13 protein-coding genes are annotated in these 14900 nt (G+C 59.4%); 6 read left to right on the forward strand and 7 right to left on the reverse strand.

Annotated features, from left to right (window positions below; all coding sequences use genetic code 11):
• Nucleotides 1-37: 37 nt before the first annotated feature.
• A complete protein-coding gene (locus ACYASU_RS17970; RefSeq protein ID WP_282365511.1) occupies nt 38-1396 on the reverse strand; it encodes a glutamine synthetase family protein in 1359 nt (452 codons plus the stop codon).
• 651 nt (nt 1397-2047) lie between these two features.
• On the opposite strand from ACYASU_RS17970, the gene ACYASU_RS17975 reads away from it, so the two are divergent.
• Both ACYASU_RS17975 and ACYASU_RS17980 read left to right on the forward strand, forming a co-directional pair.
• Nucleotides 2048-3424 (forward strand): glutamine synthetase family protein, encoded by a 1377-nt coding sequence (locus ACYASU_RS17975; protein WP_065987362.1) that lies wholly within the window; start codon nt 2048-2050, stop codon nt 3422-3424.
• A gap of 108 nt (nt 3425-3532) precedes the next feature.
• Nucleotides 3533-4171 carry a TetR/AcrR family transcriptional regulator gene (locus tag ACYASU_RS17980; RefSeq protein WP_463583583.1) on the forward strand — a complete coding sequence of 213 codons (639 nt, stop codon included), beginning with the start codon at nt 3533-3535 and terminating at the stop codon, nt 4169-4171.
• A 635-nt stretch (nt 4172-4806) separates the two neighbouring features.
• On the opposite strand, the gene ACYASU_RS17985 is transcribed toward ACYASU_RS17980, so the two are convergent.
• The 6 genes from ACYASU_RS17985 to ACYASU_RS18010 form a co-directional block, all read right to left on the reverse strand.
• Nucleotides 4807-5022, reverse strand: coding sequence for a TOBE domain-containing protein (locus ACYASU_RS17985; protein WP_037016233.1), 216 nt, complete (start codon nt 5020-5022; stop codon nt 4807-4809).
• 51 nt (nt 5023-5073) lie between these two features.
• On the reverse strand, nt 5074-5883 hold the full coding sequence (gene ssuB / locus ACYASU_RS17990) for an aliphatic sulfonates ABC transporter ATP-binding protein (protein ID WP_172610395.1): 810 nt from the start codon (nt 5881-5883) through the stop codon (nt 5074-5076).
• Entirely contained in the window at nt 5880-6668 is a 789-nt protein-coding gene (gene ssuC, locus ACYASU_RS17995; protein ID WP_192171275.1) for an aliphatic sulfonate ABC transporter permease SsuC, read from the reverse strand. Before ssuC ends, ssuB begins: the two co-directional genes overlap by 4 nt.
• Nucleotides 6669-6694: 26 nt before the next feature.
• Nucleotides 6695-7660: a sulfonate ABC transporter substrate-binding protein gene (locus tag ACYASU_RS18000; protein ID WP_463583584.1), complete on the reverse strand. Its 966-nt coding sequence runs from the start codon at nt 7658-7660 to the stop codon at nt 6695-6697.
• A 390-nt stretch (nt 7661-8050) separates the two neighbouring features.
• Entirely contained in the window at nt 8051-8689 is a 639-nt protein-coding gene (locus tag ACYASU_RS18005; RefSeq protein ID WP_346629442.1) for a peroxiredoxin, read from the reverse strand.
• A gap of 142 nt (nt 8690-8831) precedes the next feature.
• The gene (locus ACYASU_RS18010; protein WP_423571055.1) at nt 8832-10217 is read right to left on the reverse strand and encodes an OprD family porin; all 1386 of its coding nucleotides are present in this window, start codon (nt 10215-10217) and stop codon (nt 8832-8834) included.
• A 792-nt stretch (nt 10218-11009) separates the two neighbouring features.
• Between ACYASU_RS18010 and tauA the strand changes: the two genes are divergently transcribed.
• The 4 genes from tauA (at nt 11010) to tauD (ending at nt 14593) form a co-directional block, all read left to right on the forward strand.
• Complete coding sequence (gene tauA / locus ACYASU_RS18015; RefSeq protein WP_192171279.1) at nt 11010-11987, forward strand: taurine ABC transporter substrate-binding protein; 978 nt, start codon at nt 11010-11012, stop codon at nt 11985-11987.
• An 80-nt stretch (nt 11988-12067) separates the two neighbouring features.
• A complete protein-coding gene (tauB, locus tag ACYASU_RS18020; RefSeq protein ID WP_463583585.1) occupies nt 12068-12859 on the forward strand; it encodes a taurine ABC transporter ATP-binding subunit in 792 nt (263 codons plus the stop codon).
• On the forward strand, nt 12856-13701 hold the full coding sequence (gene tauC / locus ACYASU_RS18025; protein ID WP_192171281.1) for a taurine ABC transporter permease TauC: 846 nt from the start codon (nt 12856-12858) through the stop codon (nt 13699-13701). The genes tauB and tauC overlap by 4 nt, the downstream gene beginning before the upstream one ends.
• Nucleotides 13702-13759: 58 nt before the next feature.
• Nucleotides 13760-14593, forward strand: a complete 834-nt coding sequence (tauD, locus tag ACYASU_RS18030) for a taurine dioxygenase (RefSeq protein ID WP_192171282.1) — start codon at nt 13760-13762, stop codon at nt 14591-14593.
• The last annotated feature ends 307 nt before the right edge of the window (nt 14594-14900 follow it).

A 14900-nucleotide genomic window follows, 5' to 3' on the forward strand; every position in this document is an offset into this window, starting at 1 on the left:
GCCGTGGATCCACTGGAATCCACGACGCCCCGGTACGTCAGACGGCAAAGAGCAGGAATTCCCGCTCCCACGAACTGATCACACGCTTGAAGTTCTCGTGCTCGGCGCGCTTGACCGCGACGTAGCCGGTGATGAATTTCTTGCCGAGGTACTTTTCGACCGTCTTGCTGTTTTCCATGCGCTCCAGCGCGTCTTCGATGGTCAACGGCAGGCGCAGGTTGCGGCGTTCGTAACCACGGCCGACGACGGGGGCGCTGGGGTTGAGGCCCTCGACCATGCCGATGAAACCGCACAACAGGCTGGCGGCGATGGCCAGATACGGATTGGCATCAGCGCCGGGCAGGCGGTTTTCCACACGGCGGTTCTGCGGCCCGGCATCCGGAACGCGCAGGCCAACGGTGCGGTTTTCTTCGCCCCACTCCACGTTCACCGGCGCGGAGGTGTCCGGCAGGAAGCGGCGGAACGAGTTGACGTTGGGCGCGAACAGCGGCAACAGCTCGGGGATCAGCTTTTGCAGACCGCCGATGTGCTGCAGGAACAGCTGACTCATCGAGCCATCTTCATTGGAGAAGATGTTCTTGCCGGTTTCGATGTCGATGATGCTCTGGTGCAGGTGCATGGCGCTGCCAGGTTCGCCGGTCATGGGCTTGGCCATGAAGGTCGCGGCCACGTCGTGCTTGAGCGCGGCTTCGCGCATGGTGCGCTTGAACACCAGGATCTGGTCGGCCAGAGACAGCGCGTCGCCGTGACGGAAGTTGATCTCCATCTGCGCGGTGCCGTCTTCGTGAATCAGCGTGTCCAGGTCGAGGTTCTGCAGTTCGCACCAGTCGTAGACGTCTTCGAACAAGGGGTCGAATTCGTTGGCGGCTTCGATGGAGAACGACTGCCGGCCGGTTTCCGGACGACCCGAGCGACCCACCGGTGGCTGCAGCGGGTAGTCGGGGTCGTCGCTGCGCTTGGTCAGGTAGAACTCCATCTCCGGCGCCACAATGGGCTGCCAGCCTTGATCGGCATAGAGCTTGAGGACTTTCTTGAGGACATTGCGCGGGGACAGCTCGATGGGGTTGCCTTGCTTGTCGTAGGTGTCGTGAATCACCTGCGCAGTCGGCTCGATGGCCCAGGGCACCAGAAACACCGCGCTCTGGTCAGGACGGCAGAACATGTCGATGTCTGCGGGGTCCAGCAATTCGTAGTAGATGTCGTCTTCGACGTAATCGCCCGTCACGGTCTGGAGCAGTACGCTTTCCGGCAAGCGCATGCCCTTTTCAGCAATGAACTTGTTGGTCGGTGAAATCTTGCCCCGTGTGATACCGGTGAGGTCGGCGATCATGCATTCGACTTCGGTAATCCTGTGTTCTTTCAACCAATCGGTGAGCTGGTCGAGGTTGGTACTCATAAATACCTCAGGGTTTTAATTCCTGGTCGCCGTCATGGCGGTCAGGCGTTCTTTGAAGCGCTGGCGTTACGGTGCTGCTCGTTTTCCACAGGCATCGCCAATTGCCTGGAAGACTCAAAGATAGTCGTGCTTGTGCAAAAAGCGCGGCGACGGATGCCGCGGAAAGTCAGGGCCGGATACGTCAGCGGAAGCAAAAGACGCGCCCGCTGGAACCGCTGCGCGGATAAAGAGTAAGGTGTCGAGGTGACGCGCAGAGGCATGCGCAGTGCCCGGCGCGCTGACTGGGCCGCTACACTGAAAGCGTGTGATGTGAAAAGCAGGTGCCCGAATGGCTGAGTGCAGGCGGTGAGGCCGATCAGCGGAAGGCGAAGCATGAGACCCCCGGTATTATTGCTGTTATGGGTTGCAATCGAGCTTAGCGTTGTTCATTTTTTTCCACAACACACCCGTAAAAAATAAAACACGCCCTGCTCAAACCCGCAGTTTGCATGACCTTGGGCGCACAACATTTGCCCTAAAGTGCGGCGAAAATGGCTCTTTGGCGCCCTTTTAGGGCAAATCAGGGCTCCCTTGACTTCGTCTGGCCTTTCGGATTGACTGAAACCCGTAATGCTCGATGATTGATATTTTCAACAACAAAGGTGTTGCATCATGTCGGTACCCCCGCGTGCCGTTCAGCTCAACGAAGCGAACGCGTTCCTTAAGGAACATCCTGAGGTTCTATACGTTGACCTTCTGATTGCAGATATGAATGGAGTGGTGCGCGGCAAGCGCATCGAACGCACCAGCCTTCATAAGGTTTACGAAAAAGGCATCAACCTCCCAGCTTCCCTATTCGCACTGGATATCAACGGCTCGACGGTGGAAAGCACCGGTCTGGGTCTGGACATCGGTGACGCTGACCGAATCTGCTATCCAATCCCCGACACTCTCTGCAATGAGCCCTGGCAGAAGCGTCCTACCGCACAACTCCTGATGACCATGCACGAGCTGGAAGGCACGCCCTTCTTCGCCGATCCGCGCGAAGTGCTGCGCCAGGTTGTCAGCAAGTTCGACGAGATGGGCCTGACCATCTGCGCTGCATTCGAGCTTGAGTTCTACCTGATCGATCAGGAAAACGTGAACGGCCGTCCGCAACCGCCGCGCTCGCCGATCTCCGGCAAACGTCCGCACTCGACACAGGTCTACCTGATCGATGACTTGGACGAGTACGTCGACTGCCTCCAGGACATTCTGGAAGGTGCAAAAGAGCAAGGCATTCCGGCCGACGCGATCGTCAAGGAAAGTGCTCCGGCGCAGTTCGAAGTGAACCTGCACCACACTGCAGACGCGCTGAAAGCCTGTGATTACGCGGTGCTGCTCAAGCGCCTGATCAAGAACATCGCCTACGACCATGAGATGGACACCACCTTCATGGCCAAGCCGTATCCAGGCCAGGCGGGTAACGGTCTGCACGTGCACATTTCGATCCTTGATCGCGATGGCAAAAACATCTTCACCAGCGAGGATCCCGAGCAGAACGCCGCATTGCGTCATGCGATCGGCGGTGTGCTCGAGACCCTGCCCGCGCAGATGGCGTTCCTTTGTCCGAACGTCAATTCGTACCGCAGGTTTGGTGCTCAGTTCTACGTTCCAAACTCGCCGTGCTGGGGTCTGGATAACCGGACCGTGGCCGTGCGCGTGCCTACCGGGACGGCCGACTCGGTACGTATCGAGCACCGGGTTGCCGGTGCGGATGCCAACCCGTATCTGCTGATGGCATCGGTGCTGGCAGGCATTCACCATGGCCTGACCAACCAGATCGAGCCCGGTCCGCCCGTGGAAGGCAACTCCTACGAGCAGAACGAGCAAAGCTTGCCGAACAACCTGCGTGATGCACTGCGCGAGCTGGACGACAGCGAAGTCATGGCCAAGTACATCGATCCGAAGTACATCGATATCTTCGTTGCGTGTAAGGAAAGTGAGCTGGAGGAGTTCGAGCACTCCATCTCCGACCTTGAATACAACTGGTATCTGCACACGGTTTGATGGCTGCACGAGTTACGAAAACGCCACCTTTTCGAGAGAATCGGTGGCGTTTTTCATTCTCCCGGCTGCCACTGTAGAATGCCCGCGCCACCGACCGAGAGAGCGCCGATGACCCGCCTTGCCCCACCCCGCAAACCGCGTGCACGCAGTCAGGCGCGGATCGACTCGATCCTCGATGCCGCACGTGGGCTGCTGGCCTCGGACGGCGTGGCGAGCCTTTCCATCTACAGCGTCGCCGAGCGGGCCGAGATTCCGCCCTCCTCCGTGTATCACTTCTTCGCCAGCGTTCCGGCGTTGCTGGAAGCGCTGACGGCCGATGTCCACGAGGCGTTTCGCGAAAGCCTGCAGCAGCCCATCGATCATGATCAATTGAACCAGTGGCGAGACCTGTCCCATGTGGTGGAGTCGCGCATGCTCGCGATTTACAGCGACGACGCTGCCGCGCGACAGCTGATCCTCGCCCAGCACGGTTTGACCGAAGTCACTCAGGCGGATCGTCAGCACGACATTGAACTGGGCAACCTCATGCACGCGCTGTTCGCCCGGCATTTCCAACTGCCGACGCTGCCCGATGATGTTGAGGTGTTTGCCCTGGCGCTGGAACTGGCCGATCGGGTGTACGCGCGCTCGGTGCAACTGCACAACGCGATTACCCCGCGCATGGCCGAGGAAGGATTGCGGGTGTTTGATGCGTATCTGGGGTTGTACCTGCCGCCGTATTTGCCGAAGCGTTCAATCGAGCAATAACGCAGGTCAGTTGTGGGAGCGCCACCCCGATCACGCCCACACGTCCTCGACCAGCCCGAAGCCCGAGTCAGACGCTAAACCTGTGGGAGCGAGCTTGCTCGCGAAGAGGCCGGGGCATTCAGCCACTTTCTCGGTGGCTGAAGCTAAATTTTCGCGAGCAAGCTCGACTCCCACAGGATGGTGGGCTGACTCGATATTTCGGCTAGTTCGGAGGACCAGTGGGAGCTTGCTCGCGAAAGCATTCTGTCAGCCAGCATAACTGTTGCTGACCCACCGCATTCGTGAGCAAGCTCACTCCCACAAGTCCCCGGTCCAACCAGAGTTTGCGGAACCAGCACAGAATTTGTGGGAGCGAGCTTGCTCGCGAAGAGGCCGGGGCATTCAGCCACGTTCTCGGTGGCTGAAGCTAAACCTTCGCGAGCAAGCTCGACTCCCACAGGATGGTGGGCTGACTCGATATTTCGGCTAGTTCGGAGGACCTGTGGGAGCTTGCTCGCGAGAGCATTCTGTCAGACAGCCTAACTATTACTGACCCACCGCATTCGTGAGCAAGCTCACTCCCACAAGTCCTCGATCAGCCCGAAGCCCGAGTCAGACGCTGGAGTTGTGGGAGATCGCTTGGGATCCAGCATCGATCACAACTTGGCGATCGACACCTCGGTGGACTTCACGAACGCGATCACTTCGCTGCCGACCACCAGCTCCAGCTCTTTGACGGAGCGAGTGGTGATAACGGAAGTGACGACGCCCGACGCGGTCTGCACGTCGATCTCGGACAGCACGTCACCGGTGACGATTTCCTTGATGGTGCCTTTGAACTGGTTACGCACGTTGATGGCTTTGATAGTCATGGTAAGGCTTCCTTTGTGAGATCAGTTCCGGGGGCAGGATTGCCTCTGGAGTTAGTTGGCCCAACGCAGTTGCGTGGGCAGCGGTGAAGTCGGTTCGGGGTCGGGCGGATTGCCTGGTAGCGACAACACGCGGTTGAGCACTTCGGTTTCCAGCGCGGCCAGTCGGTAAGAGCCGCGTGCCCTCGGACGGGCCAGATCAACCTGCAGGTCAAGACCGATGCGGCCCTCTTCAATCAGCAAGACCCGGTCGGCAATGGCGACCGCTTCGCTGACGTCGTGGGTCACCAGCAACACGGTGAAGCCATGCTTCTTCCACAGGTTTTCGATCAGTTGCTGCATCTCGATTCGGGTCAGGGCATCCAGCGCGCCGAGCGGCTCGTCGAGCAACAACAAGCGCGGCTGGTGAATCAGCGCACGGGCCAGCGCCACCCGTTGTTTCTGCCCACCCGATAACGCCGCCGGCCATTCGTTGGCACGCTCGGCCAAACCCACGGCCTCCAGCGCTTCCAACGCTTTGCCACGCCAGTCGCCGCTGAGGCCAAGGCCGACGTTGTCGATGATCTTTTTCCAGGGCAGCAAGCGCGCTTCCTGGAACATCAGTCGCGTGTCTTCCCGCGCATCCGCCAACGAGCCATTACCCGCCAGCAGTTGGCCGCTCGACGGTTGATCGAGTCCTGCCAGCAGACGCAACAAAGTGCTCTTGCCGCAGCCGCTTCGGCCCACGACCGCGACGAACTGGCCGGCCGGGATGTGCAGATCGATGTCTTTCAGTACTTCCCGCGAGCCGAAGGTTTTTTTCAGCTTGCGGACCTGCAAGGGAATCCCGCGCAACAGGTTTGCCGGTTGTTGGAGATTGCTCATTGCGCGCCACCTTTAGCCACTTGATACGCCGGGTGCCAACGCAGGCAGACCCGTTCCAGACCACGCGCCGCGAGGTCTGCCAATTTGCCGAGTACGGCGTAAAGCACGATCGCCAGCACCACGACGTCGGTCTGCAAAAACTCTCGGGCGTTCATCGCCAGATAGCCGATGCCGGAGCTGGCCGAGATGGTTTCCGCGACGATCAGGGTCAGCCACATGAAGCCCAGCGCGAACCGCACGCCGACCAGAATCGAAGGCATCGCGCCTGGCAGAATCACATGGCGGAACAGTCCGAAGCCGCTCAAACCGTAGCTGCGGGACATCTCCACCAATGCGGGATCGATGTTGCGAATGCCGTGGTACGTGTTCAGGTAAATCGGGAACAGCGTGCCGAGCGCGACCAGAAATATCTTGGCGGTCTCATCGATGCCGAACCACAGGATGACCAGCGGAATCAGCGCCAGGTGGGGCACGTTGCGGATCATCTGTACGGAACTGTCCAGCAAGCGTTCGCCCCATTTCGACAGCCCGGTGATGAAGCCAAGAGCCAGGCCGATCCCGCCGCCAATGGCAAAGCCGATCCCGGCACGCCAGCCACTGATCGCCAGATGAGTCCAGATTTCGCCGCTGCGCACCAGCGTGACGCCGGCCTCAATTACGGCGCTCGGCGCCGGCAGAATGCGGGTCGACAGCCAGCCCGCGGTGACCGCCAGTTGCCATATCGCCAACAATAGGACCGGTAGCAACCAGGGCGCCAGTCTGTGGGTGATTTTTTCCACGCTCATGGAGTTGTCTCCTTCCAATGCCGGGCTTACTGGGCTTTCGCGACAGCAGCGGGTGGCGTCCAGATCACATCAGCGATGCGCAACGGTTTCGGGATCAGCTTGAGCTGATAGAAGGTGTCGGCGATTTTCTGTTGCGCGGCGACGGTTTCAGGCGTGATGAACGAGGCGCCGTAGCCCTGACGCTTCACCGACGTGCGGGTGATGTCTTCCGGCAGGCCGAGCAGTGGCGCGACCTGTTTGGTCACCTCTTCCGGGTTGGCCTTGGACCATTCGCCGACCGCGCGCACTTCTTCCACCAGGGTCTGAATCACCTTGGGATGCTGCTGCGCATAGGGTTTGGTCGCCAGGTAGAACTGGTTGTTGTCGACGATGCCTTTGCCGTCGCGCAGTGTCTTGGCCTGAAGCTGCTGCTCGGCGGCAGCCTGGTACGGATCCCAGATCACCCAGGCATCGACGCTGCCGCGCTCGAAGGCCGCACGCGCATCGGCAGGCGGCAGGAAAACGGTCTGGATATCGGTGTACTTCAGGCCGGCGTCTTCCAGCGCGCGCACCAACAGGTAGTGCACGTTGGAGCCCTTATTGAGGACGACTTTCTTGCCTTTGAGGTCTTTGACCGAGGTAATCGGCGAATCCTTCGGCACCAGAATCGCTTCGCTGGTGGGCGCCGGCGGCTCGGAGGCGACGTACAGCAGATCAGCGCCAGCGGCCTGGGCAAACACAGGCGGTGTTTCGCCCGTCACGCCGAAGTCGATCGAACCCACGTTCAGGCCTTCAAGCAACTGCGGACCACCGGGAAACTCGGTCCACTGAACCTGCACGCCTTGATCGGCGAGTTTCTTCTCGAGCGAGCCTTTGGCCTTGAGCAATACCAGCGTGCCGTATTTCTGGTAACCGATGCGCAAGGTATCGGCCTGGGCCTGAGTAAGGACGCCGCAGGAAACCGCCGCAACAAACAGAGCGACCAGGCTTCGACGCAAAATAACGGTGCCCATGGCACGCTCCTTTGGTGTGTAGCTAACAGGTGGCACCTGCTCGTCCGATGGCGGACCAGTAAGGCGGAAAGGGATTCATTGCCGGCGATCTCGCCAGGACGGAGAGACCATAACAGGGGATAGTTATTCTCTAAAATCATATTTATTCATTTGGTTAGCACCAAAAAGAATATATAACTTCTGCCGTGCTTCTTGGCATTACGCGAACTCGTGGGAGCGAGCTTGCTCGCGAAGACTGACTTTCATTCTCCAAAGCAAGTGGCTGCATGCCCCGGCCCCTTCGTGAGAAAGCTCACTGCCACATAGGTGGGGATTTCTTCGTGGATGGCGTTTTCAGCAGAAAAAAAGGGCCGATAAATCGGCCCGAATGTCATGGTTGAAACCGGTGTATCAGCGATTCGGCTGTGGCGTCAGGCGCAGGTAAGGGGTAACGGCGGTATAGCCTTTAGGGAAGCGTTCCTTGATCTCTGCTTCATCCTTGATCGACGGCACGATGACAACGTCTTCACCGTCCTTCCAGTTTGCCGGCGTGGCGACTTTGTAGTTGTCGGTCAGCTGCAGCGAATCGATTACCCGCAGGATCTCGTGGAAGTTGCGACCGGTGCTGGCCGGGTAGGTGATGGTCAGGCGCACCTTCTTGTTCGGATCGATCACGAACAGCGAACGCACCGTCAGCGTTTCGCTGGCATTGGGGTGAATCAGGTCGTAGAGCTCGGAAACCTTGCGGTCTTCGTCCGCCAGGATCGGGAAGTTCACAAGGGTGTTCTGCGTGGTGTTGATGTCGCCGATCCACTGGGTGTGGGATTCGGCCGAGTCCACTGACAGGGCAATCGCCTTGACGTTGCGCTTGTCGAATTCGTCTTTGAGTTTTGCGGTGAAGCCCAGCTCGGTGGTGCATACCGGGGTGAAGTCGGCAGGATGCGAGAACAATACCGCCCATTTGCCATCCAGCCATTCATGAAACTTGATTGGCCCTTCGCTGGAGTTCTGTTCGAAGTCGGGTGCGATGTCGCCGAGTTTGAGGCCCATTCAGTCGTGCTCCTTGGATGGTGAGGTATGAATCACTGTGCATGCCAGCATCTGAAAACAAAAGGAACGATTGGTGCTGGATGACATTGTTTCAGGCATAAAAAAGCCCCGCCGAAGCGGGGCTCTTTTCAACACATCACGCTTATTTGAACGCGTAGGTGTAGTTGAGGACCACACGAGTCTGGTCGGTATTCTGCTGCGAAGCGTACAGATCGGTATCGGAGCGCAGGTTCGCGCGACGAACTGTAACGCCGAAGCCTTTCATGAAGCCGTCCTGGAACACGTAGTCGACGCGCATGTCACGTTCCCACTCCGAACCACGACCCAGCGATGCGTTCTGCAGACGAATTTGATCGCCATACAGGTAAGCGATGGCAGCTTTCAGACCAGGGACGCCCAGGCGTGCGAAGTCATACGAGTACTGACCGAACTTGGTCTGCTCACCGGCGCGGGTGAAGTTGGTGATCATGCTGTCGGTGAACAGATAAACGCTGTTACCGCCTTCACCTTCGTTACGACCATTGGAGAGGTTGTTGCGGGTAACGTTGCCGTTGCTCATGACCGGCATGCCGCCGTCATCGCTCACCGACTGGTAACCCAAGAGGAATGCGTTGCCACCCAGGGTGTAGGTGAACATGGCAGTCCAGGTGTCGTTGTCAACTTCGCCCTGGCCGTCTTTGCTGTAGCCGTTGGAGAAGCGATAGCCGGTGTTAACTTCCTGATGGGCGTTCTTGCCATCGGAGGTGCTGTGGAAGTAACGCAGGTCGGTCTTGAACGACTGGTCCTCTGCGATCGGCAGGATGTGGACCAGGCCCAGGAAGTGCTGCTTGTAGTAGTCTTCCAGGTTCGCGTAGTAGTACTGAACGGTCAGGTCTTTGGTGACTTTGTAGTCGCCGCCTGCGAACTGGAAGTTGTTCGAACCTTTGTAACCACCGGCCAGGGACATGTCAGCGTAGTTACTGGAAGCACGACCGGCAGCTTGGGTCAGCTTACCGGCGGTCAGTGTCAGACCGTCGAGTTCCTTGGAAGTGACGATGCCACCTTGGAAGGTCTGCGGCAGCAGACGACCGTCGTTCGATACGAGGATCGGCAGGTTAGGCTGCAGAGCGTTACCGACTTTCAACTCGGTCTTCGAGACTTTGACCTTGGCGTTGGCCCCAGCGCGAGCCCAGTCAGCCACCGGCGTACCGTCGGAAGTTGTAGGGGAAACGGTGTTCGCAGTACTGCCGTTAGCGGCACGGTTGTCGATACCGCCGCTCAGGTTGATGCCGTACATGCCCTGAACGTCGAGGCCGAACCCAACAGTACCCGGGGTGTAACCCGAGATAAAGTTGAACAGGAAACCCTGAGTGGTCTGACGCTGGTCTTGCCCTTTGGCGCCAGTCGACGACGGCTCGCGCGGATCACCTTCGAAATACAAAGTACGGGAACTGAGTGTCGCTTTGCTGTCATCCAGGAAACCAGCTGCACCGGCCTGAGTAGCCAAGACACCTGCGTATACGGCCAAGGCCAGGGTGGACTTCTTCATTGTGTATCGCTCCTCATGAATCTAATTTTTGTAGTTCCCGGGCTAGAGCCTAAGGCTCAAAACCGAGGATGCGCGATTAGCGCCGGACCTGACTCGGCGAGTCAATGGCCCCAAGACTAATTGACTAGACCGCGGTACAGCTGGCTGCAAGGTAAGGGAAATCCTTTAAACCTAAAAAGACTTGTTAGACCTGCTTTTATGCCAAGCAGTTATATGTCACAAGCCGTTTCAGCCGTCCGTTGCGGAGTGTATCGGCCCTAATCCCTAATTCCCAAAACATATTTCGATGCCGTTCGTCAGATCGATATGTTTAGCGGTAACGTATGACCGGAACTTGACCGGTAAGTCACGGTCGTCCTGCGAAATCGGGTGAGAATTGCCTCTCCAACCGACTGAAATACATGGAATTTCTTGTCCGGTAGTCGCAAACGTTGCAGTTGTCACCCTGCTCCCCGTCTGTTTTCTGACGAAGCCAGAAAAAACCTCATCGGGGAGAAAACCACGGCAAAACTCGTCGCCGCTTCGTGCATCCATCCAGATCAGTCCGTGAGAAACGCCCCATCCCTGCAGGTACATCGCTGAACAGGCGTCGCGATCGTATTTACAAATTGTGACGATTAGATGAATCGTCCATGAGCTCGGTGTTTTTCCTCTCGCGATGCGCACCTATCAAGCCCGCGCGTATAGGAATTAACACTAAGCAAATTCCAAAAGGTTATTTATTTCGACTTTCTTAGATCATTTACGCTCTGCGGCATTCGGAGGCGGTGTGCCTTTCTACGGAGCGTCACCATGAAACTGCTCAAACCCCTACGCGTCCTGGCCGCCTTGTCGCTTGCCGGCTCGGCACTCTTCGCCCAGGCCGCTGACTTCACCGTCGCCTACCAGACCACCGTGGATCCGGCGAAGGTCGCTCAGGCTGATGGCGCCTATGAAAAGGCGACGGGCTCGAAGATTTCATGGCGCAAATTCGATAATGGCGCGGACGTGATCACGGCGATCGCGTCGGGTGACGTCCAGATCGGCTACCTCGGCTCCAGCCCTCTCACCGCGGCGGCAACGCGCAAAGTACCGGTGGAAACGTTCCTTATTGCCACCCAGATCGGCGCTGCCGAGGCGCTGGTTGCGCGTAATGGCTCCGGCATCAACGGCCCACAGGATTTGATCGGGAAGAAGATCGCCGTGCCGTTCGTATCGACGGGCCACTACAGCCTGCTCGCTGCCCTGAAGTACTGGAAAATCGACCCGGCGAAAGTGACCATCCTCAATCTCGCCCCACCGGCCATTGCGGCGGCATGGAAGCGCGGCGACATCGACGCCACATACGTCTGGGACCCGGCGCTCGGCGTGGCTAAGGAGACTGGCAAAGTGCTGATCACCTCGGGCGAGCTGGCGAAAGTCGGCGCGCCGACCTTTGATGCGTGGATCGTGCGCAAGGACTTCGCCGACAAGCATCCTGAGGTCGTCAAAGCCTTCGCCAAAACCACTCTGGAAGCCTACGCCGCCTACCGCAAGGACCCTGCCGCCTGGCTGGCCGATGCCAGCAACGTCGACAAGCTGGTGAAACTCTCCGGCGCCAAACCTGGCGACATCCCGGGCCTGTTGCAGGGCAACGTCTACCCGCTGGCGGCTGATCAGGTAACTGAACTGGGCGCGCCAACCACCGACGCCATCACCAAGACCGCAGCGTTCCTCAAGGAACAAGGCAAGGTCGACGCCGTCCTGGCCGATTACACCCCTTACGTGAGCGCGAAGTTCGTCACCCAGTAAGCGAAGGCGTCCACCCGATACCGAGCCGGCTTCGACAGCCATGCCGTTGACGCACATCTATTAGAAGCGGAGTCCATGCCATGGCCCTGTTACAGCTGGAGCGCATCAGCGCACAGTATCCCGGTGCGGCCGAGCCGGTGCTGTCGGATATTTCCCTGACCCTTGGTCCGCAGCAACTGCTGGTTGCCCTGGGCCCATCCGGCAGCGGCAAGACTTCGTTGTTGAACCTGATTGCCGGGTTCGTCGCGCCAAGCGCAGGCCGCATCACCCTTGATGGCGTCCCGGTGAACGGCCCCGGCGCCGAGCGCGGCGTCGTGTTTCAGGATGACGCTCTGCTGCCTTGGCAGGATGTACTGGCCAACGTTGCATTCGGGCTGGAGCTGGCGGGCATGCCCCGTGAAAAACGCGAGAACAAAGCGCGGGACATGCTGGCGCTGGTCGATCTCGCCGGCTTCGAGAAGCGCCGTATCTGGGAATTGTCCGGCGGGCAGAAACAACGTGTGGGCCTTGCCCGCGCATTGGCGGCCGATCCGCGCGTGCTGCTGATGGACGAACCTTTCGGCGCCCTCGACGCCTTCACCCGCGAACAGATGCAAGAACTGCTGCTGCAAGTCTGGCAACGCAGCGCCAAACCGGTCTTCCTGATCACCCACGACATTGAAGAAGCGGTGTTCCTGTCGACCGATCTGATTCTGCTTGCGCCCAACCCCGGTCACATTGTCGAGCACCTGAAGCTCGACTTTGGTCAGCGCTACAGCGCAGGTGAATCGGCCCGCGCCGTCAAGTCCGACCCTCGCTTCATCGAAACCCGCGAGCACGTGCTCGCGCGGGTATTTTCCCAGCGGCAAAGCATTCGGGAGCAACGGGCATGAGTCTTTATCAATCGCCCGAGCCCGCCCTCACTCGCGCGCCGGTGCAAACAGCACCGCGCCAGCCCTCTTCTTTCTATGTGAGCACGCGCGCCATCAGCGTGCTGACCCTCGCTTTCCTGCTGGGCGGCTGGTGGTTGGTCACAGCCCTTGAGTGGGTCGAACCGCTGTTTCTTCCGCCGCCTGCCGCTGTGCTGGAAAAAGCCTGGCTGTTGATGACCAAAGGCTACATGGACTCCACGCTGTGGCAGCACTTGGGGGCGAGTCTGCAACGCATCGGACTGGCGCTGTTCTTCGCCGTGCTGACGGCCATTCCCGTCGGCATCGCCATTGGTCATAACCGAATCGCGCGTGGGATTTTCGACCCGCTGATCGAGTTCTACCGCCCGGTGCCGCCCCTGGCCTACCTGCCGTTGATCGTGATCTGGTGCGGCATTGGCGAATTCTCCAAGGTCCTGCTGATTTATCTGGCGATCTTCGCGCCGATCGCCATCGCCACCGCGACCGGTGTGCGCACGGTCGACAGCGCAAAACTGCGCGCGGCTCAGTCTCTGGGCGCCAGCCGCTGGCAGCTCATCCGTCACGTCATCCTGCCCAGCGCCCTGCCCGACATCCTGACCGGCGTGCGCATCGGCCTCGGCGTAGGTTGGTCGACGCTGGTGGCGGCCGAGTTGATCGCCGCCACCAGTGGCCTCGGCTTCATGGTCCAGTCCGCCGCGCAGTTTCTGGTGACCGATGTAGTAGTGCTGGGAATTCTGGTCATCGCGCTGATCGCCTTCGCGCTGGAAATGGGCCTGCGCGCACTGCAACGCAAGCTCGTGCCCTGGCACGGGCAGAATCACTGAATCCAAGCCCTTATTACTGACTACGCCGACACTTCGGCGCCGAACACACGAGAACACCATGAGCATTGACATCCACCCGCTCAGCCCGGCGTTGGGCGCACAGATCAGCGGCGTTGACCTCAGCCGCGACCTGACCGATGAACAACGCAACGCCATCGAGCAAGCGCTGCTTGATCATCAGGTGCTGTTCTTCCGGGATCAGCCGATCACGCCGCAACAACAAGCGCGATTCGCCGCCAACTTTGGTGACCTGCACATCCATCCGATCTACCCCAACGTGCCGGAACAGCCTGAAGTGCTGATCCTCGATACCGCGGTCACTGACGTGCGCGACAACGCCATCTGGCACACCGACGTCACCTTTCTGCCGACCCCTGCGCTGGGCGCGGTGCTCAGCGCCAAGCAGGTGCCGGCTTACGGTGGGGATACGTTGTGGGCGAGCGGCATCGCTGCGTTCGAGGCGCTGTCCCGGCCGATGCAGATGTTGCTCGATGGCCTCACCGCGACCCATGACTTCACCCGGTCATTCCCGCTGGAGCGCTTTGGCAATACGGCTGAAGACCTCGCGCGTTGGGAGGAGACCCGCCGCAAGAACCCGCCGCTGTCGCACCCGGTCATTCGCACGCACCCGGTGAGCGGTCGTAAAGCATTGTTCGTGAACGACGGCTTCACCACCCGGATCAATGAATTGGAAGCCGGCGAGAGTGAGGCGATCCTGAAATTACTGTTCGCCCACGGTACGCGTCCGGAATTCACCCTGCGCTGGCGCTGGCAGGCAAACGACGTGGCGATGTGGGACAACCGCGTAACCCAGCATTACGCAGTCGACGATTACCGTCCGCAGCGCCGCGTGATGCACCGCGCAACGATTCTGGGTGATGCGCCGTTTTGATAAGACGCCGGCAGGCGCGCTGATGCGTTTAGTGGGACTGGCTTCACCCGGGAAGAGGCTGCCAGGTGCGCTATAGATTTGCGGCATAACGCCTGACGCCTTCCCGGCTAAAGCCGGTCCCATAATTTAGGGTTCAGCGAGCCCACTGCATGCACGCGATGCTTTTAGTGGGACCGGCTTCAGCCGGGAAGAGGCCGCCAGGTGCGCTATAGATTTGCGGCATAACGCCTGACGCCTTCCCGGCTAAAGCCGGTCCCACAATTTAGGGTCAGCGAGCACACTGCATGCACGCGACGCTTTTAGGGGG

Source organism: Pseudomonas sp. HP_12 (genome assembly GCF_055283955.1).